This is a genomic window from Proteus sp. G2675 (assembly GCF_963886535.1).
Classification (GTDB): Bacteria; Pseudomonadota; Gammaproteobacteria; order Enterobacterales; family Enterobacteriaceae; genus Proteus; species Proteus mirabilis.
On the sequence record NZ_CAWPCB010000038.1, the window covers coordinates 78,194 to 104,519 of the forward strand.

General features: G+C 38.2%; 21 protein-coding genes. 10 read left to right on the forward strand and 11 right to left on the reverse strand.

Annotated features, from left to right (window positions below; all coding sequences use genetic code 11):
• Positions 1-52: 52 nt before the first annotated feature.
• The 5 genes from AACQ49_RS13615 (at position 53) to AACQ49_RS13635 (ending at position 7,623) form a co-directional block, all read left to right on the forward strand.
• Positions 53-940 carry a LysR family transcriptional regulator gene (locus AACQ49_RS13615; protein ID WP_004246524.1) on the forward strand — a complete coding sequence of 296 codons (888 nt, stop codon included), beginning with the start codon at positions 53-55 and terminating at the stop codon, positions 938-940.
• Positions 941-1,354: 414 nt separating this feature from the next.
• On the forward strand, positions 1,355-2,167 hold the full coding sequence (locus AACQ49_RS13620; RefSeq protein ID WP_049213394.1) for a Slam-dependent surface lipoprotein: 813 nt from the start codon (positions 1,355-1,357) through the stop codon (positions 2,165-2,167).
• Between the two features lie 174 nt (positions 2,168-2,341).
• On the forward strand, positions 2,342-3,694 hold the full coding sequence (locus tag AACQ49_RS13625) for a surface lipoprotein assembly modifier (protein ID WP_161779099.1): 1,353 nt from the start codon (positions 2,342-2,344) through the stop codon (positions 3,692-3,694).
• A gap of 44 nt (positions 3,695-3,738) precedes the next feature.
• Positions 3,739-6,792: a TonB-dependent receptor domain-containing protein gene (locus tag AACQ49_RS13630; protein WP_161779100.1), complete on the forward strand. Its 3,054-nt coding sequence runs from the start codon at positions 3,739-3,741 to the stop codon at positions 6,790-6,792.
• 27 nt (positions 6,793-6,819) lie between these two features.
• Positions 6,820-7,623, forward strand: a complete 804-nt coding sequence (locus AACQ49_RS13635; protein WP_161779101.1) for an energy transducer TonB family protein — start codon at positions 6,820-6,822, stop codon at positions 7,621-7,623.
• Positions 7,624-7,676: 53 nt separating this feature from the next.
• Here the strand turns inward: AACQ49_RS13635 and AACQ49_RS13640 are convergent, their stop codons facing one another.
• The 10 genes from AACQ49_RS13640 to rpmH all read right to left on the reverse strand — a co-directional run bounded on the left by AACQ49_RS13640 (position 7,677) and on the right by rpmH (position 17,260).
• Entirely contained in the window at positions 7,677-9,638 is a 1,962-nt protein-coding gene (locus AACQ49_RS13640; protein WP_161779102.1) for an insecticidal delta-endotoxin Cry8Ea1 family protein, read from the reverse strand.
• Positions 9,639-9,669: 31 nt separating this feature from the next.
• Positions 9,670-10,599 (reverse strand): metallophosphoesterase, encoded by a 930-nt coding sequence (locus AACQ49_RS13645; protein ID WP_004246518.1) that lies wholly within the window; start codon positions 10,597-10,599, stop codon positions 9,670-9,672.
• Positions 10,600-10,783: 184 nt separating this feature from the next.
• Entirely contained in the window at positions 10,784-11,248 is a 465-nt protein-coding gene (locus tag AACQ49_RS13650; RefSeq protein WP_004249773.1) for a DUF1097 domain-containing protein, read from the reverse strand.
• A 402-nt stretch (positions 11,249-11,650) separates the two neighbouring features.
• Positions 11,651-12,964 (reverse strand): type II toxin-antitoxin system HipA family toxin, encoded by a 1,314-nt coding sequence (locus tag AACQ49_RS13655; protein WP_012368637.1) that lies wholly within the window; start codon positions 12,962-12,964, stop codon positions 11,651-11,653.
• Complete coding sequence (locus tag AACQ49_RS13660) at positions 12,965-13,222, reverse strand: helix-turn-helix domain-containing protein (RefSeq protein ID WP_004249771.1); 258 nt, start codon at positions 13,220-13,222, stop codon at positions 12,965-12,967.
• 148 nt (positions 13,223-13,370) lie between these two features.
• The gene (gene mnmE, locus AACQ49_RS13665) at positions 13,371-14,735 is read right to left on the reverse strand and encodes a tRNA uridine-5-carboxymethylaminomethyl(34) synthesis GTPase MnmE (RefSeq protein ID WP_004246513.1); all 1,365 of its coding nucleotides are present in this window, start codon (positions 14,733-14,735) and stop codon (positions 13,371-13,373) included.
• A gap of 137 nt (positions 14,736-14,872) precedes the next feature.
• Complete coding sequence (yidC, locus tag AACQ49_RS13670; protein WP_004246512.1) at positions 14,873-16,513, reverse strand: membrane protein insertase YidC; 1,641 nt, start codon at positions 16,511-16,513, stop codon at positions 14,873-14,875.
• A gap of 2 nt (positions 16,514-16,515) precedes the next feature.
• On the reverse strand, positions 16,516-16,776 hold the full coding sequence (gene yidD, locus AACQ49_RS13675) for a membrane protein insertion efficiency factor YidD (protein WP_012368639.1): 261 nt from the start codon (positions 16,774-16,776) through the stop codon (positions 16,516-16,518).
• Positions 16,740-17,099, reverse strand: coding sequence for a ribonuclease P protein component (gene rnpA, locus AACQ49_RS13680; protein WP_004246510.1), 360 nt, complete (start codon positions 17,097-17,099; stop codon positions 16,740-16,742). The genes yidD and rnpA overlap by 37 nt, the downstream gene beginning before the upstream one ends.
• A gap of 17 nt (positions 17,100-17,116) precedes the next feature.
• On the reverse strand, positions 17,117-17,260 hold the full coding sequence (gene rpmH / locus AACQ49_RS13685; RefSeq protein WP_004246509.1) for a 50S ribosomal protein L34: 144 nt from the start codon (positions 17,258-17,260) through the stop codon (positions 17,117-17,119).
• Between the two features lie 722 nt (positions 17,261-17,982).
• On the opposite strand from rpmH, the gene dnaA reads away from it, so the two are divergent.
• Genes dnaA through gyrB form a run of 4 tightly spaced genes read left to right on the forward strand, consistent with a single transcriptional unit; the run spans position 17,983 to position 24,026 of the window.
• Positions 17,983-19,383 carry a chromosomal replication initiator protein DnaA gene (gene dnaA, locus AACQ49_RS13690; RefSeq protein ID WP_004246507.1) on the forward strand — a complete coding sequence of 467 codons (1,401 nt, stop codon included), beginning with the start codon at positions 17,983-17,985 and terminating at the stop codon, positions 19,381-19,383.
• A 4-nt stretch (positions 19,384-19,387) separates the two neighbouring features.
• Complete coding sequence (gene dnaN, locus AACQ49_RS13695) at positions 19,388-20,491, forward strand: DNA polymerase III subunit beta (RefSeq protein ID WP_004246506.1); 1,104 nt, start codon at positions 19,388-19,390, stop codon at positions 20,489-20,491.
• A gap of 11 nt (positions 20,492-20,502) precedes the next feature.
• Entirely contained in the window at positions 20,503-21,591 is a 1,089-nt protein-coding gene (gene recF / locus AACQ49_RS13700) for a DNA replication/repair protein RecF (RefSeq protein ID WP_004246505.1), read from the forward strand.
• A gap of 20 nt (positions 21,592-21,611) precedes the next feature.
• Positions 21,612-24,026, forward strand: a complete 2,415-nt coding sequence (gene gyrB, locus AACQ49_RS13705; RefSeq protein ID WP_004246504.1) for a DNA topoisomerase (ATP-hydrolyzing) subunit B — start codon at positions 21,612-21,614, stop codon at positions 24,024-24,026.
• Between the two features lie 79 nt (positions 24,027-24,105).
• On the opposite strand, the gene asd is transcribed toward gyrB, so the two are convergent.
• Positions 24,106-25,212 (reverse strand): aspartate-semialdehyde dehydrogenase, encoded by a 1,107-nt coding sequence (asd, locus tag AACQ49_RS13710; protein WP_060555875.1) that lies wholly within the window; start codon positions 25,210-25,212, stop codon positions 24,106-24,108.
• Between the two features lie 499 nt (positions 25,213-25,711).
• Between asd and AACQ49_RS13715 the strand changes: the two genes are divergently transcribed.
• Positions 25,712-26,281 (forward strand): class I SAM-dependent methyltransferase, encoded by a 570-nt coding sequence (locus AACQ49_RS13715; RefSeq protein ID WP_004249768.1) that lies wholly within the window; start codon positions 25,712-25,714, stop codon positions 26,279-26,281.
• The last annotated feature ends 45 nt before the right edge of the window (positions 26,282-26,326 follow it).

Genomic DNA, 26,326 nt, shown 5'->3' on the forward strand with positions numbered 1-26,326 from the left:
TTATTTTATGTTAGAATAATAAAAGAAACTAATATAGGTTTGATGATAAATAATGGATACACGTTTATTAAATGCTTTTGTGGTGTTAGCTGATACAGGGCACTTTGGTGAAGCCTCCAAACAGCTTTGTATTAGCCAGCCCGCATTAACTAAACAAATTAAAACGTTGGAATCACAACTGGATATCGTGTTGTTTGAGCGTGGTCGCCATGGTGCAAAGCTCACGCAAGAAGGACAATATTTACTCAATCAAGCTCAAGTGGTATTACGGGAATCCCATATTTTAGAAAAACAAGCTCGTCAATTAGTTGAGCCACAAAAAGTCTCACTTTATGCGGGATTCGGTCTGTCATCATTAAGTTTTATTACTTCACTATTGGCGAGATTTAATCAAATTGAGCCAAATATTAGCGTCAATATTGATGATATGTCTTCTCATAAAATGGAAGAAAAATTATTAATGGGTGAACTTGATGTGGCTTTTTCTCGTTTACCCGTTATGCCCCCTTTACAAGGGATAGCGTTGACACAAGAGCAACTGATGTTAGCTATTGCAACACAACATATTACTGTGTTGGAGGCAGATTATAACCCATTACATTATTTCGACTCATTAGGGCTTATTCTACTTGCTCCAGAAAAAGGGAAAAAACTGTATCAGCAGATACATGCTTTTTTACAACAGCATAAACTAGCACCGCGTTTATTACAGCAATCTCAAGATATTCAAACCCAATTAGCGCTAGTTGCAGCTGGATTAGGGATAGCATTAGTGCCTAAAAGCGCGCAATTAATTTGTGATAAACAAAGAGTCACATTGTTACCTCTATCTGGGTTATACACACAATGGAAAATTGGTGTAATTTGGAATAGTAATATTAAAAATAAAGAACGTGATCTTTTTATTAAAATAATTACTGAAAAAATTGATATTAAATAAACAATTAGCTTTCTTTATTTCTTTTAATATAAATATTCTATTTCAATTTTTAGTCTCTATTAAATATTAATTAGTTTTAAAATAAATAGGAATAATCAACTGAGATCACTCTCACAAAAAATAAACATAAGTTTATAAAGGTTTTATTTAAACTTTATGATAAAAAATAATTTAAAACATTAAGTTAAATGATTTTTGTTTTGTTAAATGTATTTAATGGGAATTAGCGTGCTTTAAAAGATCTATTTACAATAAAATAAGAATGTTTAATATTAAAGGGCAGTCAACTCAAGAAAGGTACTTGCCTTGTTTTAATATTGAGTAAGAAAGAGAGAATTAAAATATCTCTCTCATGGATAATTTATTAGTGATAATAAATTATGATCTTATGTAATAAATAATAAGGAAGTTATTATGAAAAAAATAAACATTTTTACGGGTACTCTATTTGTTTTATCTAGCATGAGTATGGCACAAGCAGAAATCCATTCTAATCAAAGTGGCCCTTTAACCACCATGAGTGTGGGGGCGAGTGATCCCGTGACTCGTGGCCCTCATCAATCAGCAGGTGGGGAGCCGGGTGTCGGTATTTCTAATCTATATGGAGGGAAAAAAATTGGTTTTGCGTCATTAACACCAAATAATATGAGTGGTGGGGCGGATAGCCATGGTGTTTATACAATACAACCCAATGAAAATACACCAGCTAGCCATAGTAATATGGGGGTATTTCATTTTTCACAGGTGACTGATGCCAATGTCTATTTTGGTACTTGGGCAAAAACAACCTCTGTTACAGATATCACTCATCAGTCTTATTATGTAGGTAAAGAGGTTACTAGTACGCTACCGACAGACAGTGCAACTTATACCGTAACAGGTATCAGTCAATATAGTGGTGATAATTTACTGTCTGGTACTTTTGATGTTGATTTTTCACAAAAGACAATTGGTGGTTCACTGGCTAATAACCTACGTACTGTCGAGTTAGAACGTGGCAATATTTATACCGCAAATAACCAAGTAACCTTCTCTGCAGATGCAAAAGAAGATACCACATCCGGTATTGTTGAAGGGGCTTTCTTTGGTGAAAATGCTGAAACATTGGCTGGTATTGTCGTCTTCCACACCGATCATACTAAAGATATTGGTTTTGGGGGAAGCAAAAATAGTGCTGAAGTAGATACTGCAACAGATAGCGTAACAGATAGTGCAGAAGCCTCTTAACGTTAGGTTTTAAGTTCGGAGCTTAAAAACAATTTAGTCCTTTTACATACGTGGTATTAGTGGTCATTAAGCTAGTTTTTAGCAACAGATAATCAAATATACGGTTATCTGTTTTTTTTTGCCTTAAAAAACGGATTGTAAGGAATAGATCTATTGTTATTATAAGGATAAACCATGCGTTATTATCAAAGGCTAATAAAGTCATTATTTATTATTAATATCTTATTTCATTCGTCACAGGGGGCGGCAACACAACCTAATCAAGAGTCACTTAATAAAGAGAAGGTCGCTCAATTAGGTCAACAACTGTATCATCATTTACAGCAACAGCAGTGGTATCAAGCGGAAAAACTATTAGTTAATTATCAGCAATTACCATTACACGAAACTTTATTAGTCTATTATGCTCAAGCACTATTAGCACAGAAGAATGGTAATTTCTTACAAGCTGAATTTTATTATCAGCAGCAACTTAAGCAGCAAGCAGATTTTATTCCGGCACAAACAGGCCTAATTCAGCTCTACTTTTCTCAAGGAGAATATAAAAAAGCACAATACCAGCTAAATCAATTAAGTCGTTTATCGGGATTATCACCTGCCATTAATCAAGCAATTATCTATTATCAGAAACAGCTTAACGATTATTTTAAAGCTAGGCGTTTTTATCAAATCAGTTTTTTTTATGATGATAATATTAATCATGCACCTTATCTTGATGAGCAAATTGTTTCGCAATCAACGCAAGTCATCATGACCAGAAAAGGCGCTCAACCTATAGCATCGATGGGGGTTAGTCATCTTTTTTCTTTCTATCAGCCCACTTTTATTTACGCTAATAATACCCTATCAGGCTATTTTTCAGCACGCTATCGTGATTATTTTGCATATAAACAAGCTAATTTTACACATTTATATACTCAATTAAGTTATCAGTACCAAAAAAAGGATTATCGGTGGACTTTATCCCCCTATTATGAAATAAAATCACCTAAAAAGGCGTTTGAGTATCAATCTATTGGGGTATATACCGGGCTATTTTTCTCCATTAATAAATATCATTCTATTAATTTATCTATAAATTATTATATAAAGAAATATAATAAAGAATTAATAAACTTAAATAATCATAAGCAGATATATGCTATTAGCTATTACTATACATTAGCAGAGAATGTTCAATTAGTTAATCAATTAAACTATTATAGTAGTCGTAAAAAAAATACTTTATTAAATTATCAGCAATATGATATAAAAACGGGTGTTTATTACTTATTACCAAAAAATTGGCATGTTTCTCTTTTTTTACAATATCAATTTAAAAGTTTTAATAATTATAATCCATTATTAAATAAGAAAAGAAAAGATAATGGCTTTGTTTTTACAACAACTATTAAAAATAAAGCACCTATTATCTGGGGTTTTTATCCAGCAATAGAATTAAGTTATACCCGTAGATTAAGCAATGTGGATTGGTTATATCAATATCAGCAGCATGAAGTCTTATTTAAATTAGAAAAACAATTTTAATTAATTTAATGCATGACTTCTTTATTAATTAAGTAGGTAACACAATGCATGTAGTGCTTTTTCACAAACGTACGTTAGTCTCCATGATGGTTTCACTCTCCTTATTTTCTCTCAATAGTTATTCCAAGACGAAGGATAATACAACCGATCTTGGACAAATTCAGGTTGCAGATAATTTAGAAAAAGATCAACAAGGTTATGCTCAAGTCTATGAAAAGGATGTGGCTAATATTTATTTAGGTAAAGCCCTTATTGAACGTTATCAAGGGGTATCGCCTGCAGATTTATTTAAAAGCGCGATAGGTGTTTATAGTGGTGAAGCCCGTAATGGAGGAGCATTGGATCCGAATATTCGTGGTATTCAAGGCCAAGGGCGTATCCCCGTTACTGTGGATGGTACTGAGCAGGCGATTACGGTTTATCGTGGTTATAGCGGTGCATCTAATCGTAACTATATTGATTCAAATTTGATAAGCAGTATCTATATAGAAAAAGGCCCTTCACTTAATCCTAATATAAAAACAGGAATTGGCGGAGGGGTTGCCATTAAAACATTAGATATACGTGATATTGTGCCCATTGGTGAGTCTTTTGGTATTAATTTTAAAGGTGATATTAGTAATAATGCCACAGGCTATAAAGATATTTATACTAATATGATTGAAGAGTACCGTTATTATCCAAAATTCTATCAACAAAATGCTTATATTATCGATCCTGCATTAGAAATAACACCTAAAAAAAGTAAAATAGAAAACTTTCAAGATTATTCATTTCGCTTAGGTGTAGGATTTGAGAAAGAAAAATTTAATTTACTTTTTGCATATGCAATACGTGAAAAAGGTAATTATTTTGCAGGAAAGAGAAATGTAGAAGAGTATAGTAAAGTAGATGAGCAATTGCTTAATTCTGTTTATATAATGGACGGGAAAAGACATTTTGAGCCTTATTTACCTTTTATTGCTCATATTTATCGACCTGGTAATGAAGTACCAAATACATCTAATCGTAACCGCTCTTTTTTAGTAAAAGGAATTCTATTTCCACAACAAACGCATCGTTTCTCCATTAATTATCGATACACCGATTTATTATTTGGCGATATTATGCCATCACGATTAAGTTGGGTTCGTTATCAAGAAAATTTAGTTAATCAATGGCCTTTGGCAAATATTACACAACAAGCAGGCACATTAACCTATCAATATAAACCAGAAGATAAAAAAACAGATTTATTACTGCGTTTATGGGGCAATTTAACGTTAGGACATACTAATACTCGGGGAGGAAAACCAAGAGAGCCTAAAATGGTTGATTTTAGAGCTAGCAGAAATACAAGGTGGGATCCCTCTATTGATACAGGCTTTTTAGATACAGCTTCTCTATATCAAGATAATAATCGTTATGGTGTTGATTTTTCATCGTTATTTAAATTATCACCTCAGTTTTCTATTTCTTTTTCCGGTCAATATCAATTGGAAAAATTAGATAGTCATGAGCTTGAACTTCCCATGGGTTTTGATTTCGTGACCGAGGGGCGAGCAGGGCAACGTCATGAAGTCAATTTAGCGTTAGCCACAGATTGGAAACCATTACCTTGGTTTGCGATGAATATTGGCGGTAAATATCATTACTATCATCTGACGGATACCTTTTTAAATAATAAACGGAAGAATAGGGTTAAAAATTACGAGAAAACAGCCCCTATCCGCGGTTATCTGATCTCTTATCGACGAGTATTAACGCCAGAAGAGTATTTACTCTATCGCGCGGTTAACAAAATTGATGTCGATACTTTACCTGACGAGTTAAAAAATTACCGAAGTTCTGCTGAGCTGAGTAAAAAAATTAGAGACTTTCAACAAGCGGTTTTAGTTTACCCTGAAGGTGGCGCTTTGCTAGAGGAAATCAAGGAGCAGGTTGCTAGGCCATATCTTCAGAGAATACAGCATGATATGGAGCATGAAGATTTTCTTCGTAATAACCATGGAAAGATGCAAATAAAAAACGCTAAAGCCATCCCGATGAAAAGAGAGTTTAGCCTTTGGTTATTTGATGAAAATGGCGTACTACTTAAGAGTAAGAATATTTTACTTAATGGTTTTCTTGATATGGAGGAAAAAGTCCCTCATCCAGTGACGGGGGAGTTAGTCTATCGCTTTGAAAAAGATGTTATTAATCCTCAGGCATTTTCTCTATCAGAAGATATTCAAGATCCCTACGCACTGGAGCCTAGCTATCAGCATGGCGCATTTTCCCCTTTAATCTCTGCCACCCTTTATGCCAACGATATGGTGCGTTTTTATGGCCGTTATACTGAGCAATTGCGTTTACCTAACTTATTTGAAGATACCAGTGGTTTTTCAGGCTCTAAAGCTCGCTATTATGGCTTTAAGTTAAAGCCAGAGCGTGCCAAAAGCAGTGAGTTTGGTGTGGTTGTTGATTTTACGCATTGGTTGAATATAGAGCGCCACGCTGATATTAAAATTAATTACTTTAAAACGAACATTGAAAATGTATTTGATAGAGATGCTAATTGGCAAATTAGACAGTTAGAAAAACAAATATTAGAAGGTGTAGAGTTACAAGCCCGGTTTGATAATGGATTTATTTTCTTTGATACCGCATTAGTGTATAGCCATAAAAATAAAGTCTGTGATGAAAATGCTTTTTATGAGCTTGATGCATCAGGATTATCGGGTATTAAAAACTGTATGACAGGGGGATACCCTGGCGGATTTTTGCGCACCTCAATGCAGCCTAAATACTCAGTTAACCTACATTTAGGCACGCGCTGGCTAAATGATAAATTAGAATTAGGTAGTCGCTGGCTCTATTCATCAGAAGTTGAAAATAAAGATGAGAAATGGCTTAAAGAAAATTTACCTAATAGCTATTTTGGCATAAATAATAATCCGATGCGTTGGGCAAAAGTATTTACTATTGATGCTTATGCAACTTATCAATATAGCCCCAACTTATCTTTTGAAATAACAGGAAGTAATTTATTAAATGAATATTACATTGATCCGCTGACCCGTTCTGGTATGCCGGCACCAGGAAGAAGTTTGCGATTAGGTGTAACAGCCCAATTTTAATACAAGGATAAAATAGGAGTTTTATTTATGTTGGCACTTTCTGTCAGACAGCCACTTAATATTTATTATTGGCTCATTGCGATATCATTAGTTTATATCAGTTTATTGAGTTGGGTACTTAATTCATGGTCTATGACAGAAAGTGCGCACCATATTGATCAGCAACAGCAAAATACATTATCGGTCTATCAGGTGATGTTTTCGCCACCTAAACAATCTACTACCATGATTGAACCGAGAATAAAGATCGAGTCACAACAACCACCTATTGCACTACCAAGAAGTGAGAACGGTGAATTTATTGAAGCGTCCAAACAACCCGCAAAAAAGAGTCAACAACAACCGGCCCCAATAACACCTAAAGCGATAAAACAGGTAAAAAAACAGCCAGTAGTAGACAAAACAGTACCTATAAAACTACCTGATTTAACAAATCACAACATAGTTCAAAGTACATCACAACCATCAGCAGAAAACTTAACACAGCATACCGCGAGTTCATTGGCAGGGAGCAGTCGTGCATTAAGTGAAAATGGTATTGGGCAGGGAGAGTCTGAAAATCACTATATCAGTTTATTGCGCCGAGAAATTGAGCGTCATAAGCGCTATCCTGCGCAAGCTCGTCGTATGCAAGATGAAGGGCTGGTTGTTGTGCGTTTTTCATTAACCGATGAAGGCTATATTTCATCCGTTGTACTTGAGCAGACCTCAGGGGTGGCATCTCTTGATAATGCTGCACTTGCCGCGGTAAAACGGGTAAAACCAATTGGCCCGAAACCTAATAACTTATCTGATCCTTTAACTATCTCGTTAAAATTTCAATTAAATTGAATAAAAAATACCTAAGTCAATATTACACTTAGGTATTTTATGGAAATAAAACATTAGAATAAAACAGTCATATCAGCCAACAAGGTATTAGGCTCAAAGAAATAGAGATGAAAATAGAGATTTTTTTGATCTTCTTGACTAAAAATACAAGATAAATCAATTTGATAAGTATAAAAATAACTTTTATTATCGGAAATAGGATGATTAAGTAATGGGGTTATTTTATAAATAATATTATCTTGATCTGTGGTGAGCTTAAATTCAGCAGAACCAATAATAGTGCCTTGGGTCGCATCGCCCGTTCTTGCCACTATGGCTAACGATTGTTCCTGCGTAATTGCACACTGTAATAACAAGGTGATTTTTTGTGATAAACCCACTTTGCCAATCGGCTCTTCGGATGGTAAGCAAAAATAGGCATCGTGATTTAACAAAATACAATTTTTCCCCACTAACATATCACTATAGCCATATTGAGCTTTGCTTAGTTGAGTCATAAATCCATGATTTAAATCGAGTTCATAGCTCTTTTTTGCTGTGGGTAAATGATTTTTAGTGTCAAGAGGTAAGGATGCATAACCATCATAAAAACGAAATATAGGTGCAGATTCAGTTAACCAAGCTCCTGAGTCAGCTTGACAGCTTTTTCCATTGTGACGACTTAAATAAAGATTTACGCCATTAAAGCAGTAGCCAGGAATATTAAGATACGATTTATTATCTCGATTACCTTGACCGATAGTAAAACTATTATTGTTAACATCATCAAGTACCATATATTTTAACCCTCCCCAAGGTGTGTCAGAAATATAGCGAACGGAGGGTAAAATTTGCATTGGTGACAGATAGGCTTTCTGACTGTCTGGGGTAAAAAATGTGTCGCTTTTTATAACATCATGGCTATCTCCTGCCACGCCATTACAGCCTTCATATTGAAAACTATCTACCTCTTTTTCAGGTGTTAAGTAGTTCTGTTTTAAACGGATCACTGCATCAATATGAGAGTAGGATTCAATACTTTGTAGCATGGATGTTCTATGTAATATATCTTTTCCCATCTCAACGTAAGTCTTGTAATAACTGATTTTTGGATCATGGCTATAGTCATTTCCATAAAGCTCTAAGCTATTCCAACGAGCAAAGGGGGTTGTAAATTCAATTTCAAAACTACGTTTAACCCAAGTTTGATAGAAAGATAAACCAGAAGTATAGATACCCACTAAAAAAGTATTACATTTATTATAATCATCTTTAAAAACTTGGGAGGTCTGCTGATAAATCGCTTTATGAATATTGGCGTTAAATTTATCAATGCTATTTCTTAATGTTTTTAGATTATTTTTGAAATAATCCTCTTCCAGAGCAAGTTTTTCTTTATTGGTTAATATATCGCAATGGGCGGCGACAAAAAGTGCGCAACAGTGGCAATAAAAGGGCAATCCTGCTGATTGTGCTAAATTTAATACTAATGGTTGTTGAGCAATAATTGTCGAAATCACATCATCAAAACGGTTAAGAACTTGTTCCCGTAAATCTCGTAATTGTTCTTCTGAATAATGCACATTGGGGTCAAGGTAACGAGCGAGAGAATCTGAAAATAATTGATAAACGTCGCTAATACCTTCTGTGGTGAGTTTAATGATTTTTATATTGTTATCAGTGATTTTAGCATCAATAATACGAGAGACATGGGCAATAATTTGCTCAGCTAACGAGCTATCTTTCATATTTTTATTCATGAGGCCAAAAAGTGCGGAAGTAATTTTTGAAAGTACCCCCCCAACAACAGGTATTAGACCAATGATATGACCCACGACCACTTCACCCACCATAATAGGCGCATTAAGCGGATCTTGTTGATTAAATTCATCCACAACAGTGGGTAATATATTACTGTTGCGATTAATCATATCTAACATCCCATCCTTTAAGTCCTCATATTCAATGCAGGTTAAAGGTTGAGTGCAGGGGAGTGAAGAAGGGCTTATTGATATTTTTAACGGATTTAAATGCATAAAAGAGACTCCTTCTCTGACGTAGAATTATTTAATTCCATTTTTCTATTAATTGAGGTGTACCTGATAAGCCGTTATAAACAGTGATAGATAATTCTGTACCACGGATTTCTACGGCTAAATAATCTCCTTTAAATAGCGCACCACTATTATAAACTGGGACATCGCCGAAGATCTCACTGCCACCATAACGGTTATCTTGACCAACATAATGGGTATGCCCAACAAATACCGCCTTTACCCCGTAATGTTCTAGCATATATTTAAAGAAGGTCAGCTCTTCTTGAGATGATTTTTCTGGGAAGTGTTGGTTTCCATCATGGAAGTTTAATATGATGGTTTTATTGCTATTTCGCGCCTGAATTAAATCTTTTTCTAACCAATCAATAGAATCTGTGACATTAATGGTTGAAGCTGACCAGTGATCGAGCACCACATGATAAGTGGGATAATTTTGTAATTGTACAAAATGAATATCACCATATTCCCAAGAGTAAGCCTTACTACCTGAATATTCGCTACTATCGTATCTAAAATTACCTGAAGTTGCATAATTACGATACTCTTCAATACGGTAGTGCATATCAAAAACCATGCCTCTTGCACAGGCATTCATACTGTAATCGGCATTACTCGGCTCTGCACAGTCACCCACATTGTTTTGATAATCGTGATTACCAAGTCCAACATAGGTATTAAATCCTAAAGGTGAAGGGGCAAACAGTGCACGAAAACTCTCACGTTGGGAGCGACGGCCAAATTCTGTTAAGTCACCATTTATAATGCCAAAAGCAAAAGATTTTTCACGGTGTAATGCTTGAATACTGTCTCTAACGCTTTTTACGGTGGTTTCCCAACGGGATTGATCATTATTGGGGTCATTATTATCTAGATCTAGACGCCAAGGTTGTGGATCTGACATGACAATAATATTGTAATCAGTAGATTGTGTTGTTGTCATCGCGATACTCCTCGTTACATTTTTATGGGTTAGCCTCCTTTTTGACCTAAATAGCCATAAACTACAATTGCAAAGTTTATTAGTGGACTGTGAGAAACATTGGAGAAAGTAGTGAAAAAGAGAAAGCGGCGCTCTAGAAATAAAACCTATAGAGTTACCGCTTTTTTATGGTGAGGTAAATTGATTAAATGGCTTTCTTCTGTGATTTATTCGCGATCCACAGTCCGCTCATTTTCATCGAGTAACCAAATAAAATACCGAGAATGAGTGAAGGGATAGTTTGTGTTAAATGACCTTGTGCGGCAAAAATAGTACATGCGCCAATAAAAGTACCCGGAATATAAGCCAGTAATGTGCTTTTAGCTTGTACGCACATTACAAAGGCAATTACACCGGTGACGGCGTAGCCAAAAATCGCACTATCATTAAACAGTTGGCTACCATAAATAATCGCTAATGCCCAAATAACACCACTCATAATAGTCGCAATCGTCACGACTAAGCCTTTAAAACCTTCTTTAGGGTAGGCGAAATAAGCCGTGCAACCTAAAAAACCAGCCCAACTTAATAAGTCAAATTGGCTAGCAACAAATGCCCAAATGGCAGAAAGAATGCCTGTTGTCAGCGCAGTAAAATAAAGCGTTCTCACGATAGACTCTTAAAAGTAGTGGGGATATTTACCCTGTTAACTAAAGGTGAAGTTTAGCATTGTCATTAGTTGATTTACTATATTTAGATCATTAAACATCATCATTTAAATAACAATTTTTTTGCTATCTGAAATCTATTTATCTATTGAAAAATAAAAAGATAAAGTAAACGATTGCTTTATTAGATTTATCGTTAAATAAAAAATAACCAAGTATGTTGTTTGATATATATTATTAATAGGTTAATTAAAATCGAGTATATAAATAATATAAGAAATAAAAATAATTAATTTATGACACTCTTTTTGAAAAAAGCATTACCTAACTTTATATCGTATATATGCAATTTTTACCTGCTATAACCGGTAAAGTGATATTTACACGCTATAGCAGGTAAATGGCTAAATGTTAGCTAATCTAACAGCGCGTGCTTTCATTCCATCTAATATTGTATTGCTAATCTCAGAAGGGAAATCCTCGGGTAATTGCTGTTTTACGCGTTGTATGACATCGTCCATTTCTTGATAAAAATAACGAAGAATATCGCTCATTAATGAAGGATCGAAACCGACAGCTTCAGCTGTTTGGTAGAAATGACGAGGAAAAATTTGTTCTATTGCGTATTTTTTGCCTCGGCTTGCTTTTAATCCCATAGCAAGTTTTGCATCTCGTGGATTAAGTCCTCGTCCTCCGAAATTGGGATAGATGGACATAATGTCATAAAGGGGAGTGAGATGGAAACGTCCTTCTTGGTTGATAAAAACAGAAAAATTCTTTGCGTGTCCATCCGTTGCAGCCAAAAGCCAAAATAGCACTTGTGCCTTCATAAAATGAAAACGATCTTGATCGGCATTTGATGAGCCAAGTAAATATTTCATAATATCGATAATGCCAGGCCCTCCTTCATTTTCATATTTTAGCGCAGAAGGTATATTTAAAATTTGGCAAAAATCTTCTTGAGGTAAACGTATTATCCACGATTTATCAGATGAATATTTTCTATCAAAACGTTCTACAGCAAGCGCTTTAACATTTTTTGTTTTAATAATAGAGCAGTGGGGGACGGGAAGATCAAATTCTTTGGCAATTAAGGTACAAAGATACTCATTTTCTACACTATTGGATAAATCCATTGTATAAGAATGACTTTCAATAACACCAATTGGCAGTTTAATAATATGGGTAGTTGGTGTGTTATTATGTGGCACACACCAATGATTATCTTTTAAAAGTAATGCTGTTTTTTCTTGTGCTCCAGCGATGGAAATTCTGAAATCAGTATATTCTTTAAGCATACCGAGTGGAGTATTGGATTTATATCCTAGTAGAATTTTTTCAAGCTCAATATCATTGAGTTTTTGATATTCTATTTTTTTGATATCCGCAGGCGTACTGCCACTAGGAAGTAACCTTAATGCACCAACAGTATCTGCACCGATAGCCGCTAATAGGTCAAAGGGTTGATTTGAGTTCGCATTATAGCGACTCACAATACGATTTCTAATTTCAGTATTATCAGGTAACAGATTATCAAAGAAATTATAGACACAGTCTCCTTGATATTCTTGAAGCTGTAATGGCATCGAAAGAGAGATGGGACGACTTCCTGGTTGATTAACCCAATCTTCAGTATATTGGAATGAATGCGCACCTGAGCTTTTTTTAGTAAAGATGCCCACATAGTATTCATTCATATATACATCAAGACTCGCCATTTACCACTCCTCTTTCCATTCACTTTTGTGTGCTAAATTATTTTTAGCATCTTTAGGATGAATTTCCATCTCTAAATTTAGTGCGGAGAGCAGTTTGAAAAAGGTTTCTAGTTTGGTGGAATTAGGATTAAGTTCAAAATTGGACACGGTATCTTGTCGGATCCCTACTTTTTGGGCGACTTTACTTTGAGACAGTTTTTTTGTTAATCGGACATCTTTTAGATGCACACTGAGTTGATAGGCATTAATTATGATCATCATCTTCTACCGGTTATAGGCGTTAATATCTAATATACCGGTTATAGCGTGTAGATCAAGATTTAATGGTTATAGCGTGTAGAGTTATAATTACCTGCTATAACCGGTAAAGTAATATTTACACGCTATAGCAGGTAAAGTTTGGTCGTTACTTCCCAATACAGAAACTAGAGAAAATTCGCCCTAATAAATCATCTGATGTAAATTCACCGGTAATTTCGCTTAATGCTTGTTGAGCAAGTCTTAACTCTTCTGCTAATAGCTCACCTGACTTGGCATAAACCAATTGCTGATAGCCTTGTTGTAGGTGTTCAGCGGCTGTGTTTAATGCTTGTAAATGACGACGGCGCGCTAAGAAGCCCCCTTCAGTATTGCTGTTAAAGCCCATGGCTTCTTTAAGGTGTGAGCGTAGTAATTCAATGCCCATTCCATCACGGGCAGATAAACGGATCATCGGATAGTCACCTTGCGAGGTGATCTCGGCAGGTTCACCCGTTAAATCTGATTTGTTGCGAATAACGGTGACCGGCAGTGTGCTAGGTAAACGAGCCATAAACTCAGGCCAGATCTCTTCCGGTGTCGTCGCCTCGGTGGTGGTACTATCAACCATAAAGAGGACTCTATCTGCTTGCTCAATCTCTTGCCATGCACGCTCGATACCAATACGTTCTACTTCGTCACTGGCTTCACGTAAACCTGCTGTATCGATAATATGTAATGGCATACCATCAATATGGATATGCTCGCGTAATACATCTCGTGTCGTACCCGCTATATCGGTGACAATGGCCGCTTCTCTTCCCGCTAATGCATTTAATAAGCTTGATTTACCAGCATTAGGGCGCCCGGCAATGACGACTTTCATCCCTTCACGCAATAGGCTGCCTTGGCGCGCTTGCGCACGAACATCGTCTAATTGACTGATAACCGTATTGAGTTTGCCCTCGATCACCCCGTCAGAAAGAAAGTCTATCTCTTCATCAGGGAAATCAATAGCCGCTTCAACATAGATACGTAAATTGGTTAAGGACTCGACCATCTCATTAATATGAGAGGAGAAAGCACCTTGTAAAGAGTTAATCGCAGAGCGTGCCGCTTGCTCTGAACTGGCATCAATTAAATCGGCAATCGCTTCAGCTTGCGCTAAATCGAGTTTATCGTTTAAGAAGGCTCGCTCTGAGAACTCACCGGGCTTAGCAATACGGATACCGGGAATTTGTAGAATACGCTTTAAGAGTAAGTCGAGAATAATTGGCCCACCATGGCCTTGTAGTTCTAAAACATCTTCCCCCGTAAAAGAGTTAGGATTAGGGAAGAAAAGGGCGATACCCTGATCAAGCACTGAGTTATCTTCATTGCGAAAAGGAAGATAGTCGGCATAACGTGGCTTAGGTACTTTGCCTAAAATAGTTTGTGCCACAACAGCCGCTTTAGGGCCAGAAACGCGTAGGATACCAACACCGCCTCTTCCAGGAGGTGTGGCCTGAGCGACGATAGTATCAGTGCTATGCATGGTGAACTCGCTTAATCAGAATAATCATTAATCGTATAAAAATAAAAAAACAGAAGGCGGCCTATTAGACCGCCTTCACTATTTTATGTCACTTTTCTTTGAATGTAACCAAAGAAGAGGTTTTTCCTGATGTGACCTTATTTTTTGTCTCTACTATGTAGCCCACGTTTTTCCAGACCGCGGTAGATTAACTGCTGCTGGATAATGGTTACTAGGTTACTGACGATATAGTACAGAACCAGACCTGATGGGAACCACAGGAAGAATACAGTAAATACAACCGGCATAAAGGTCATAATTTTTTGTTGCATCGGATCAGTGACTGCTGTTGGTGACAGTTTCTGAATGATGAACATCGTCACACCCATTAATAATGGCAGGATATAGTACGGATCTTGTGCTGATAAGTCTTGGATCCATAATATAAATGGTGCATGACGTAATTCAACCGAGCCCATTAACATATAGTATAAGGCAAGGAAGATTGGCATCTGGATAATCAGCGGTAAACAACCACCAAGAGGATTAACTTTCTCTTGTTTGTATAACGCCATCATTTCTTGGCTCATACGTTGTTTATCATCACCAATACGCTCACGAAGTGCCGCCAGTTTTGGTTGCAGTAAACGCATTTTCGCCATAGAGGTGTATTGCGCTTTCGTGAGTGGATACATAATACCACGAACGATAAAGGTGATCATGATGATGGAGAAACCCCAGTTACCGATAAAGCTGTGCAGGAATTTCAGCAGCTTAAACAGTGGCTGAGAGATAAACCATAACCAACCATAGTCAACAGATAGGTCTAAATGTGGTGCGATTGCAGACATTTCAGACTGGATCTCAGGCCCGACCCATAATGTTGAAGTGATATCCTGTGTGCTATTGGGTGCAACAGTAATAGGTGCTGATTTATAACCAATCAGTGCGATAGATTTATTATCTAAAGTGATAGAGTAGAAGTTGTTATTCTGACTATCTTTAGCTGGGATCCACGCGGTTGCGAAGTATTGTTGTAACATCGCAATCCAACCATTGTTGGTTGTGATAGAAAGGTTTTTATCTTCGATATCACCAAAGCTATATTTTTTATAGTTGGTTTCATCTGATGAATAAGCCGCACCACGATAGGTATGTAGCGCAAAGTTGCTACTTCCAGTATCACGGTGTTCTGGTAACTTAACAGACTGTTTTAACTGACCATAAAAGTTCATTGTCAGTGTTTTATCTGTTGGGTTCTCAACTTTGTATTCAATACCAATGTCATACTGACCTTTTTTCAGAATAAAGGTTTTGACGAATTTCACGCCTTCTTCATTCACAAAAGTCATAGGTACACGTAATTCATCTTGGTTTTCACCTAAGATAAATTCTTGTTGTGTGGCACTGTAGACAGGGCGAGATTTCTGATCTGGACCATCAGGGCCAATTAAGCCACTTTGAGCCTGATACAGGAATTGAGGTGTAGTTTCCAGTAAACGGAAAGGGGTTTTTGAATTAAGCTCGGCGGGATAGGCTAACAAATCAGCCTCATCGATAGTACCGCCCTGAGTATTGATACGAAGATCAAGTACGTCAGTTTTTACGGTAATCAATTTTGCCTGCTCATTGCTGTTACCAGTCACAGCAAGACTATCACTGCTTGGCATGTCCGCTTGTTGCGAGACCTGAGTAGTAGTGGTGGTGTTTTGTGATACTTTATCACCCTCCCACTGCTGCCAGATCAGGAAAGAAACGAACAGTAAAGCGATGAATAGAAGATTGCGTTGCGAATCCATCGTTAATTTTCTCTGTTATCGTCGTTTTTTCTAGGTGGGACAGGATCATCACCACCTTCGTGTAAAGGGTGGCATTTTAATATGCGTTTCACTGTTAACCAACTACCTTTTATCATTCCAAACCTGCGCAATGCCTCAATACCATAATGAGAGCACGTAGGATTGAAACGACAACGAGGCCCCAACAGAGGACTAATCCCCAGTTGATAGCCCCTAATCAGCAAGATCAGGATTTTTGAGCCAAGCGACAATGACGACGCCATAATTTACCCAACACTTCCGTCAATTGGTGGTTATCAAGTTCAGCTACCCCCTTCCTTACTAATACCACAAAATCCATAGCAGGTAATTGATGCTGATGTAAACGAAAGTATTCACGGGCTAATCGTTTAATCCGATTACGCTCATGAGCACGTTTAACGTTTTTCTTTGCGATAGTTAGACCGATGCGGGGATGCCCCAGCTCATTCTGGCGACCCAAAATTGTAACTTCTGGTGAACTCGCACGCTGTGGCTGCTGGAAAACAAAATTGAAATGCTTGGGAGTTAACAAACGTAACTCCCTTGGAAAAGCGAGCTTAACCACGGAATGGTTAGCTTTTATTATTTCGAAGAAACGGTCAGACGAGCGCGGCCTTTCGCACGACGGCGAGCCAGAACCTGACGACCATTTTTAGTGGCCATACGAGCGCGGAAGCCGTGGTTACGGTTGCGCTTCAGTACAGACGGTTGAAAAGTGCGTTTCATAGCGATTTCTACCTACTTTATATTATTACTGATTCAGCAAATGCGTTGACAGACAGGAGTGCAATAAATAAACAAACCAGTACTTCAATCGCAGCATCAATGATGGAAAGATGCGGGATTGTAATAAAATCACTCAAATGCGTCAATGAAGATGACGTTTTAAGTACCGATTTTTGTCGTCTTTTTTAGCAAACCCGATTATCAATCCTTACTTATGCGCAACGCTCGCTCTTATCGACACCCTAAAAAGGGAAGATAAAGGGCGAATTGTTGGTACAAGCACGCAGGGTGCAAGATTATACGGACTCAGGGTGAAAGCGCAAGGATCTTTGGTGGATCATCATGCAGATAATTGATCATCCTTTATAAGAAGAGCAGAAATTTACTTACAGAAAGTTATCCCCAATTGCTATTTATAGGGTGACTCAAGTACACTAGAACTCCCTTACCTATTTATTTCGGAGAATTATCACAAATAGGTAAGCCTGTGGATAAAAACCATAAAAACTGTGTAAAAGAAAGAGGATCTTCGTTTCATTTTGCGATATGATCCCCCGTCACGATCAGAACAACCAGTCTGCGATCGTGAAGCACGATGTAAAAATCGTGGTCATCAAAGTTGTTCCTTATTAAGAATTGAAGAGGAACGGTGTTGTGTACCTAAGTGTTTAATCACATTTTTCCTGTTTATTTTTTAGTCTTGTTTTTGAGGGGAGTCCGCCGTGTCACTTTCGCTTTGGCAGCATTGTCTTGCCCGATTGCAGGATGAGTTACCTGCCACTGAATTTAGTATGTGGATACGTCCCTTGCAGGCAGAACTAAGCGATAACACGCTGGCACTGTATGCACCTAATCGTTTTGTGTTAGATTGGGTAAGAGAAAAGTACATTAATAATATTAATGCGTTATTAGTCGACTTTTGTGGTTCTGATGTCCCTTCGTTGCGTTTTGAAGTGGGGAATAAACCTGTATCAGCACGTACCACCGAGAGTGTTCCCAAAACCGTGACACATCCCGCGGTTAATTCCACACCGACTAACAGCCAGCCTGTGCGTCCAAGCTGGGATAATCAACCGCAATCCCAGTTACCTGAACTTAATTATCGTTCTAATGTGAATCCTAAGCATAAATTTGATAATTTCGTTGAAGGTAAATCGAACCAACTTGCTAGAGCTGCCGCAAGACAAGTTGCTGATAATCCTGGAGGAGCTTATAACCCACTGTTTTTATATGGGGGAACGGGTCTGGGTAAAACGCATCTATTGCATGCGGTGGGCAACAGTATTATGGAACGTAAAGCCAATGCTAAAGTTGTTTATATGCATTCGGAACGTTTCGTGCAAGATATGGTAAAAGCGTTACAAAATAATGCTATTGAAGATTTTAAACGCTACTATCGCTCTGTAGATGCGCTATTAATTGATGATATTCAATTTTTTGCCAATAAAGAGCGTTCACAAGAAGAGTTTTTTCATACCTTTAACGCTTTGTTAGAGGGAAATCAGCAAATTATTTTAACCTCAGACCGTTATCCTAAAGAGATTAACGGGGTAGAGGATCGATTAAAATCGCGCTTTGGTTGGGGATTGACCGTAGCCATTGAACCACCAGAATTAGAAACGCGTGTGGCGATTTTGATGAAAAAAGCGGACGAAAATCAAATCCAGTTACCTGATGAAGTGGCGTTTTTTATTGCTAAACGACTCCGCTCTAACGTCCGTGAACTAGAAGGTGCATTAAACCGAGTAATAGCTAACGCAAATTTTACCGGTCGAGCCATTACCATCGACTTTGTGCGTGAAGCATTACGTGATTTACTCGCATTACAAGAGAAACTCGTTACTATCGATAATATTCAGAAAACTGTAGCAGAATATTATAAAATTAAGGTAGCGGATTTGTTGTCGAAGCGACGATCCCGATCGGTTGCCCGTCCGAGGCAAATGGCAATGGCGCTGGCAAAGGAATTAACAAACCACAGCTTGCCTGAAATCGGGGATGCCTTTGGTGGTCGTGACCATACTACGGTACTGCATGCTTGCCGAAAAATAGAGCAACTGCGTGAAGAAAGTCACGATATCAAAGAAGATTTTTCTAACTTAATCAGAACATTATCATCCTAGCGCTATGAAATTTATCATTGAACGAGAACAGCTGCTAAAGCCGCTGCAACAAGTCAGCGGCCCTTTAGGCGGTCGCCCAACTTTACCTATTTTAGGCAACCTGTTGCTTAAGGTGACGGAGAATACCTTATCGCTAACAGGTACAGACCTTGAGATGGAGATGATGGCAAGAGTGAGTCTTAGCCAATCTCATGAAATCGGTGCAACGACTGTTCCTGCGCGTAAGTTTTTTGATATTTGGCGCGGATTACCTGAGGGAGCAGAAATCAGCGTAGAATTAGACGGTGATCGCTTACTCGTTCGTTCAGGAAGAAGTCGTTTTTCTTTATCGACACTCCCTGCGTCTGATTTCCCGAATTTAGACGATTGGCAAAGTGAGGTTGAATTTACTTTGCCACAAGCCACTCTAAAACGTTTGATTGAATCCACACAGTTTTCAATGGCGCATCAAGATGTGCGTTACTACCTCAACGGTATGTTATTTGAAACGGAAAACACGGAATTGCGCACGGTTGCTACTGATGGTCACCGTTTAGCGGTCTGTGCCATGGATATTGGACAATCTTTACCCGGACATTCTGTTATTGTGCCACGTAAAGGTGTTATTGAACTGATGCGTTTACTTGATGGCAGTGGTGAGAGTTTATTACAGTTACAAATTGGCAGTAATAATTTACGCGCTCATGTAGGCGACTTTATTTTTACCTCGAAACTGGTTGATGGTCGTTTCCCTGACTATCGCCGCGTATTACCGAAAAATCCGACTAAAACAGTTATCGCAGGTTGTGATATCCTCAAACAAGCGTTCTCTCGTGCGGCGATTTTATCGAATGAAAAATTCCGTGGGGTGCGTATTAACCTCACTAATGGACAATTAAAAATTACCGCTAACAACCCTGAACAAGAAGAAGCAGAAGAAATTGTCGATGTTCAGTATCAGGGGGAAGAGATGGAGATCGGTTTTAATGTGAGCTACCTTCTTGATGTGTTAAATACACTCAAGTGTGAAGAGGTAAAATTATTACTGACTGATGCTGTTTCAAGTGTACAGGTTGAGAATGTGGCAAGTGCAGCTGCAGCTTATGTTGTTATGCCGATGCGCTTGTAATCACGATTAATATGATTTTATCCCGTTTATTGATCCGCCATTTTAGAAATATTGAACAGGCTGATTTGCCATTAGCGGATGGTTTTAATTTTCTTGTAGGACCAAACGGGAGTGGGAAAACCAGTATACTTGAAGCGATTTACACATTAGGCCATGGACGGGCATTTCGTAGTGCCCAAGCGAATCGAGTGATCCAGCATGATGAAAATGCGTTTATTTTACATGGGCGTTTAAGTGGCCTTGATGAAGAAAGTCGCGGTTACTCGATTGGTTTAAGTAAAGATCGCGAGGGTAACAGTACGGTACGTATTGATGGTAGCGATGGGCATAAAATTGCAGAGTTAGCGAAGTTATTACCGATGCAATTAATCACCCCTGAGGGGTTCACATTACTTAATGGTGGGCCTAAATATCGTCGTGCTTTTATCGATTGGGGTTGTTTTCATAATGAGCCTCGATTTTTTGCTGCATGGTCAGATTTAAAACGCGTCTTAAAACAGCGTAATGCAGCACTCAGGCAAGCGTCGTCTTATCGACAACTCTTACCTTGGGATAAAGAGCTTATCTTACTGACAGAACAGATAAGCCAATGGCGAGCTGAATATACAGAAGATATCGCCAAAGATATTGAAGAAACGTGCCAATTATTTCTCCCTGAATTTACCTTGAAAGTCAGTTTTCAACGAGGATGGGATAAAGAAACCGATTATGCACAGTTGCTAGAACGTCAATTTGAACGTGACAAAGTGTTATCATATACCTCGTTAGGTGCTCATAAAGCGGATTTACGTATTCGTGCTAACGGCACTCCGGTAGAAGATATGTTGTCACGGGGTCAGCTTAAGTTGTTAATGTGTGCATTAAGGCTGGCACAAGGTGAATATTTCACTCGTAAGAATGGGCAAAGATGCCTGTATCTGCTCGATGATTTTGCTTCTGAATTAGACGCAAATCGGCGCCAGTTGTTAGCCGAGCGTTTAAAGTCTACGCAAGCTCAAGTGTTTGTCAGTGCAATCACTTCTGGGCAAGTTAAAGATATGCTAGATGTAAATAGCAGGCTATTTAGCGTAGAACATGGCAAAATAGAGGTTAAACCATAGGAATAAAGCGAGAAACGTTGATGTCGAATACATATGACTCCTCAAGTATCAAAGTATTAAAAGGGCTGGATGCGGTGCGTAAGCGCCCGGGGATGTATATCGGGGATACAGATGATGGAACCGGTCTGCATCACATGGTCTTCGAGGTGGTCGACAACGCTATCGACGAAGCCCTCGCGGGTTACTGTGATGAGATTATTGTCACTATCCATTCAGATAACTCAGTCTCTGTTCGCGATGATGGCCGTGGTATTCCAACGGGTATTCATGAAGAAGAGGGCGTTTCTGCAGCAGAAGTGATTATGACGGTTCTGCATGCGGGTGGTAAATTCGATGATAACTCCTATAAAGTCTCTGGTGGGCTGCATGGTGTAGGGGTTTCCGTTGTTAATGCGTTGTCTGAAAAACTTGAACTGACTATCCATCGTGATGGTAAAATTCATCAACAAATTTACCGTTCAGGTGTACCTGACGATCGCTTAAAAGTGATTGGTGAAACAGATAAGTCAGGGACCTTTGTTCGTTTCTGGCCAAGTCTTGATACCTTTAAAGGTGAGACTGAATTCCAATATGATATTTTAGCGAAACGTCTGCGTGAGCTCTCCTTTTTAAACTCAGGAGTCTCTATTCGTTTAATTGATAAACGTGATAACCGCGAAGATCATTTCCACTATGAAGGTGGTATCAAAGCATTCGTTGAATACTTAAGCCGTAATAAAACCCCTATTCACCAAAACGTATTCTATTTTTCTACAGAGAAAGATGGCATTGGTGTTGAAGTGGCGATGCTGTGGAATGATGGTTTCCAAGAAAACGTTTATTGCTTTACCAATAATATTCCACAACGTGATGGTGGTACTCACTTAGTTGGTTTCCGTACCGCAATGACCCGTACGCTAAACAACTATATGGATAAAGAAGGCTTTAATAAGAAATCGAAAATCAGTGCAACGGGTGATGATGCTCGTGAAGGCCTGATTGCGGTTATTTCTGTTAAAGTACCTGATCCGAAATTCTCATCACAAACGAAAGATAAACTGGTTTCTTCTGAAGTTAAAACAGCGGTAGAAACGCTGATGAATGAGAAGCTGGTGGAATATCTATTAGAAAATCCGACTGACGCAAAAATTGTTGTTGGTAAAATTATTGATGCCGCTCGTGCCCGTGAAGCTGCGCGTAAAGCACGTGAGATGACGCGTCGTAAAGGCGCACTCGATTTAGGCGGTTTACCGGGTAAATTGGCGGACTGCTCTGAACGTGATCCTGCTTTTTCTGAACTCTACTTAGTGGAAGGGGACTCTGCGGGTGGCTCGGCAAAACAAGGGCGTAACCGTAAAACGCAAGCCATTTTACCGTTAAAAGGTAAGATCTTAAACGTTGAGAAAGCGCGTTTTGATAAGATGCTGGCATCTCAAGAAGTGGCAACGCTTATCACGGCATTGGGTTGTGGTATTGGCCGTGATGAATATAACCCAGATAAACTGCGTTATCACAGCATTATTATCATGACGGATGCGGACGTCGATGGTTCTCACATTCGTACATTATTACTGACGTTCTTCTATCGCCAAATGCCAGAAATTATCGAACGTGGTCATATCTTTATTGCTCAGCCACCTCTCTATAAAGTGAAAAAAGGGAAACAAGAGCAATACATTAAAGATGATGATGCGATGGATGAATATCTGATGTCTATTGCACTTGATGGTGCAGCGCTTTACGTCAGTGAACATGCCCCAGCTATGCATGGTGCACAATTAGAAAAACTGGTTGTCGACTATCATGCTGCGCATAAAATTATTCGTCGTATGGAGCGTCTCTATCCACTGAGTATGTTAAATAGCTTGGTCTATCACTCAACGCTGACAGAAGATGATCTCTCTGATAAAGCGAAAGTGGAAGAGTGGATGAGTGGCTTGGTGAACCGTTTAAATAACGCGGAAGAGCAAAGCAGTACTTACAGCTATACCATCACACAAAACGAAGAAAATCGTTTATTTGAGCCAGTATTACGCATTCGTACTTACGGTATCGATACAGACTATAAATTGGATTACGATTTTATTCATAGTAGTGAATATCAACGTATTACTAATTTGGGCGATATTATTGGTAACCTGATTGAAGAAGGGGCCTATATTGAGCGTGGAGAACGTCGTCAGGCGATTTCAAGCTTTGAAGAAGCCCTAGAATGGTTAACCAAAGAATCACGTCGTGGTCTTGCTGTACAGCGTTATAAAGGTCTTGGTGAAATGAACCCAGAACAATTATGGGAAACCACCATGAACCCAGATACACGTCGTATGATGCAAGTCACTGTGAAAGATGCGATTGCGACCGATGAGTTATTCACAACCTTAATGGGTGATGCTGTTGAACCTCGTCGTGCTTTTATCGAAGAGAATGCACTAAAAGCAGAAAATATCGATATCTAATAACGTTTTCTTGAGTCAAACAAAACCCGCTAATTCAATAGGTTAGCGGGTTTATTATATCTATAATATTCGTTGTGTTTTAAGCTAAGATCTTCAGCATACGACGAAGTGGCTCTGCGGCACCCCATAACAACTGATCACCCACTGTAAAGGCAGAAATAAATTCAGGTCCCATATTCAGTTTGCGAATACGTCCTACAGGGGTACTTAATGTGCCTGTTACGGCTGCTGGGGTTAATTCGCGCATTGTTAATTCACGATCGTTTGGCACTACTTTTACCCAATCATTATGTTGGGCAAGCAATTGCTCAATTTCGTTAACCGGTAAATCTTTTTTCAGTTTTAAGGTGAATGCTTGGCTATGACAACGTAATGCACCTATACGAACACAAAGACCATCCACAGGAATGATATTTGAACCGGTGTTTAAGATCTTGTTGGTTTCAGCTTGGCCTTTCCACTCTTCACGGCTCTGGCCATTTTCCAATTGTTTATCAATCCAAGGAATTAAGCTACCAGCCAGTGGAACACCAAATTGCTCTGTCGGCATAGTACCACTGCGAGTAAAGTTAGTGACTTTGCGTTCAATATCTAAAATTGCCGAAGCTGGATTTTCTAGCTCTTTAACCACTTGGTTATGTAATGCACCCATTTGTGACAATAGTTCACGCATATGACGCGCACCTGCGCCGGATGCGGCTTGGTAAGTGGAGACACTAGCCCACTCAACTAAATCGTTAGCAAAAAGTCCGCCCAAAGACATCAACATTAAGCTTACGGTGCAGTTTCCCCCCACAAAGGTTTTAATGCCTTTATTGAGGCTATCTTGGATATGTTGACCATTAACGGGATCAAGAATAATCAGTGCATCATCATTCATGCGTAGTGCAGATGCCGCATCAATCCAATAACCTTGCCAACCCGCTTGACGTAGTTTGGGATAAATATCATGGGTGTAATCACCCCCTTGGCAACTGATAATGATATCGAGTGAGGCGAGCGTATCAATATCATAAGCATCTTGCAGTGTACTACGATGATTGCCATAAGCAGGTGCTGCTTCACCTAATTGAGAAGTGGTGAAGAAAACAGGGTTTATCCCATCAAAATCACGTTCTTCAACCATTCTTTGCATTAAAACGGAGCCGACCATACCACGCCAGCCCACAAAACCAACATTTTTCATTGTAATTACCCTGTCTTTGTCTGTAGGAATAGTGAGAGACTTCACACTAACCTGACAAAATATAGAGAGAGGTGCAAGTGAATTTATTGATTATTTACCAAAGAATTAGAAGTGTTTCTAATAGTCTGCATAGAGTTAACAAAAGGAAACCACAGAACGAACAAATATCACGAATTTGTTAAAAATAATGCGCCATTAATTAAGTGAACATTAAGCACAAATCATTTATAAAAAAGATTAAGATGATTCCGTTATGACTTATTTCATTTTTTTGATAAATAAATTTATATTCTTGTCTAATAAACAATGATAAAAATAGAAAAATGTAAAATAGTGTAATATATAAGAAAAACGTATTTACTTAGAGATAGCTCCAAGCTTTATACTGAAATCCGTCATTAGTGAGATGACATAAATTCATAAATAAAAAATAACGATGAATGTACTTCATTTTATCTGATTTTTATTTTATCTAGATAAAAGCTTTAGGGGGCGCAAGATGGATTTATCAACCTACTTTCCATTATCAACCTATTATTCATATTTAAAGCGGTTTGTACTGTCTCCTACTACAATGGGAACTATTGCGCCTTCATCACGTTGGTTATGTTATGAAATGCTCAATAAATTAAATTGGCAACAAGATATCCAAATCGCCGAATTAGGTGCGGGTACTGGGGTGATTACGCAACAGATCTTAAAACGTATGTCATCAAACTCGGTATTAGATGTTTTTGAGATAGAGCCAGCATTCGCTAATGAGCTGAATAAGATTAATGATCCCCGTTTAACCATCTATACAGCGTCGGCTGAAAAGTTAGATAGTCATTATAATATGATTATTTCTGGGTTGCCTTTCTTGTCTATTAACAGAAGGTTAGGGTTAAAAATCTTAAAGCGAGTACATAGCGAATTATTAAAAACCCAAGGTTGTTTTGTGTTGTTTCAATATACCACTCGATATGAAAAAACATTATCTCGTTATTTTCATTTAGAGAAAAAACGTGTGATGTTAAATGTACCGCCAGCTTGGGTTTATTATTGCACGCCCAAAAATAAAATAGGGTAAATAGAAATCTTATTCGATTTTTATAGTGAAAATGATAAATAAGAA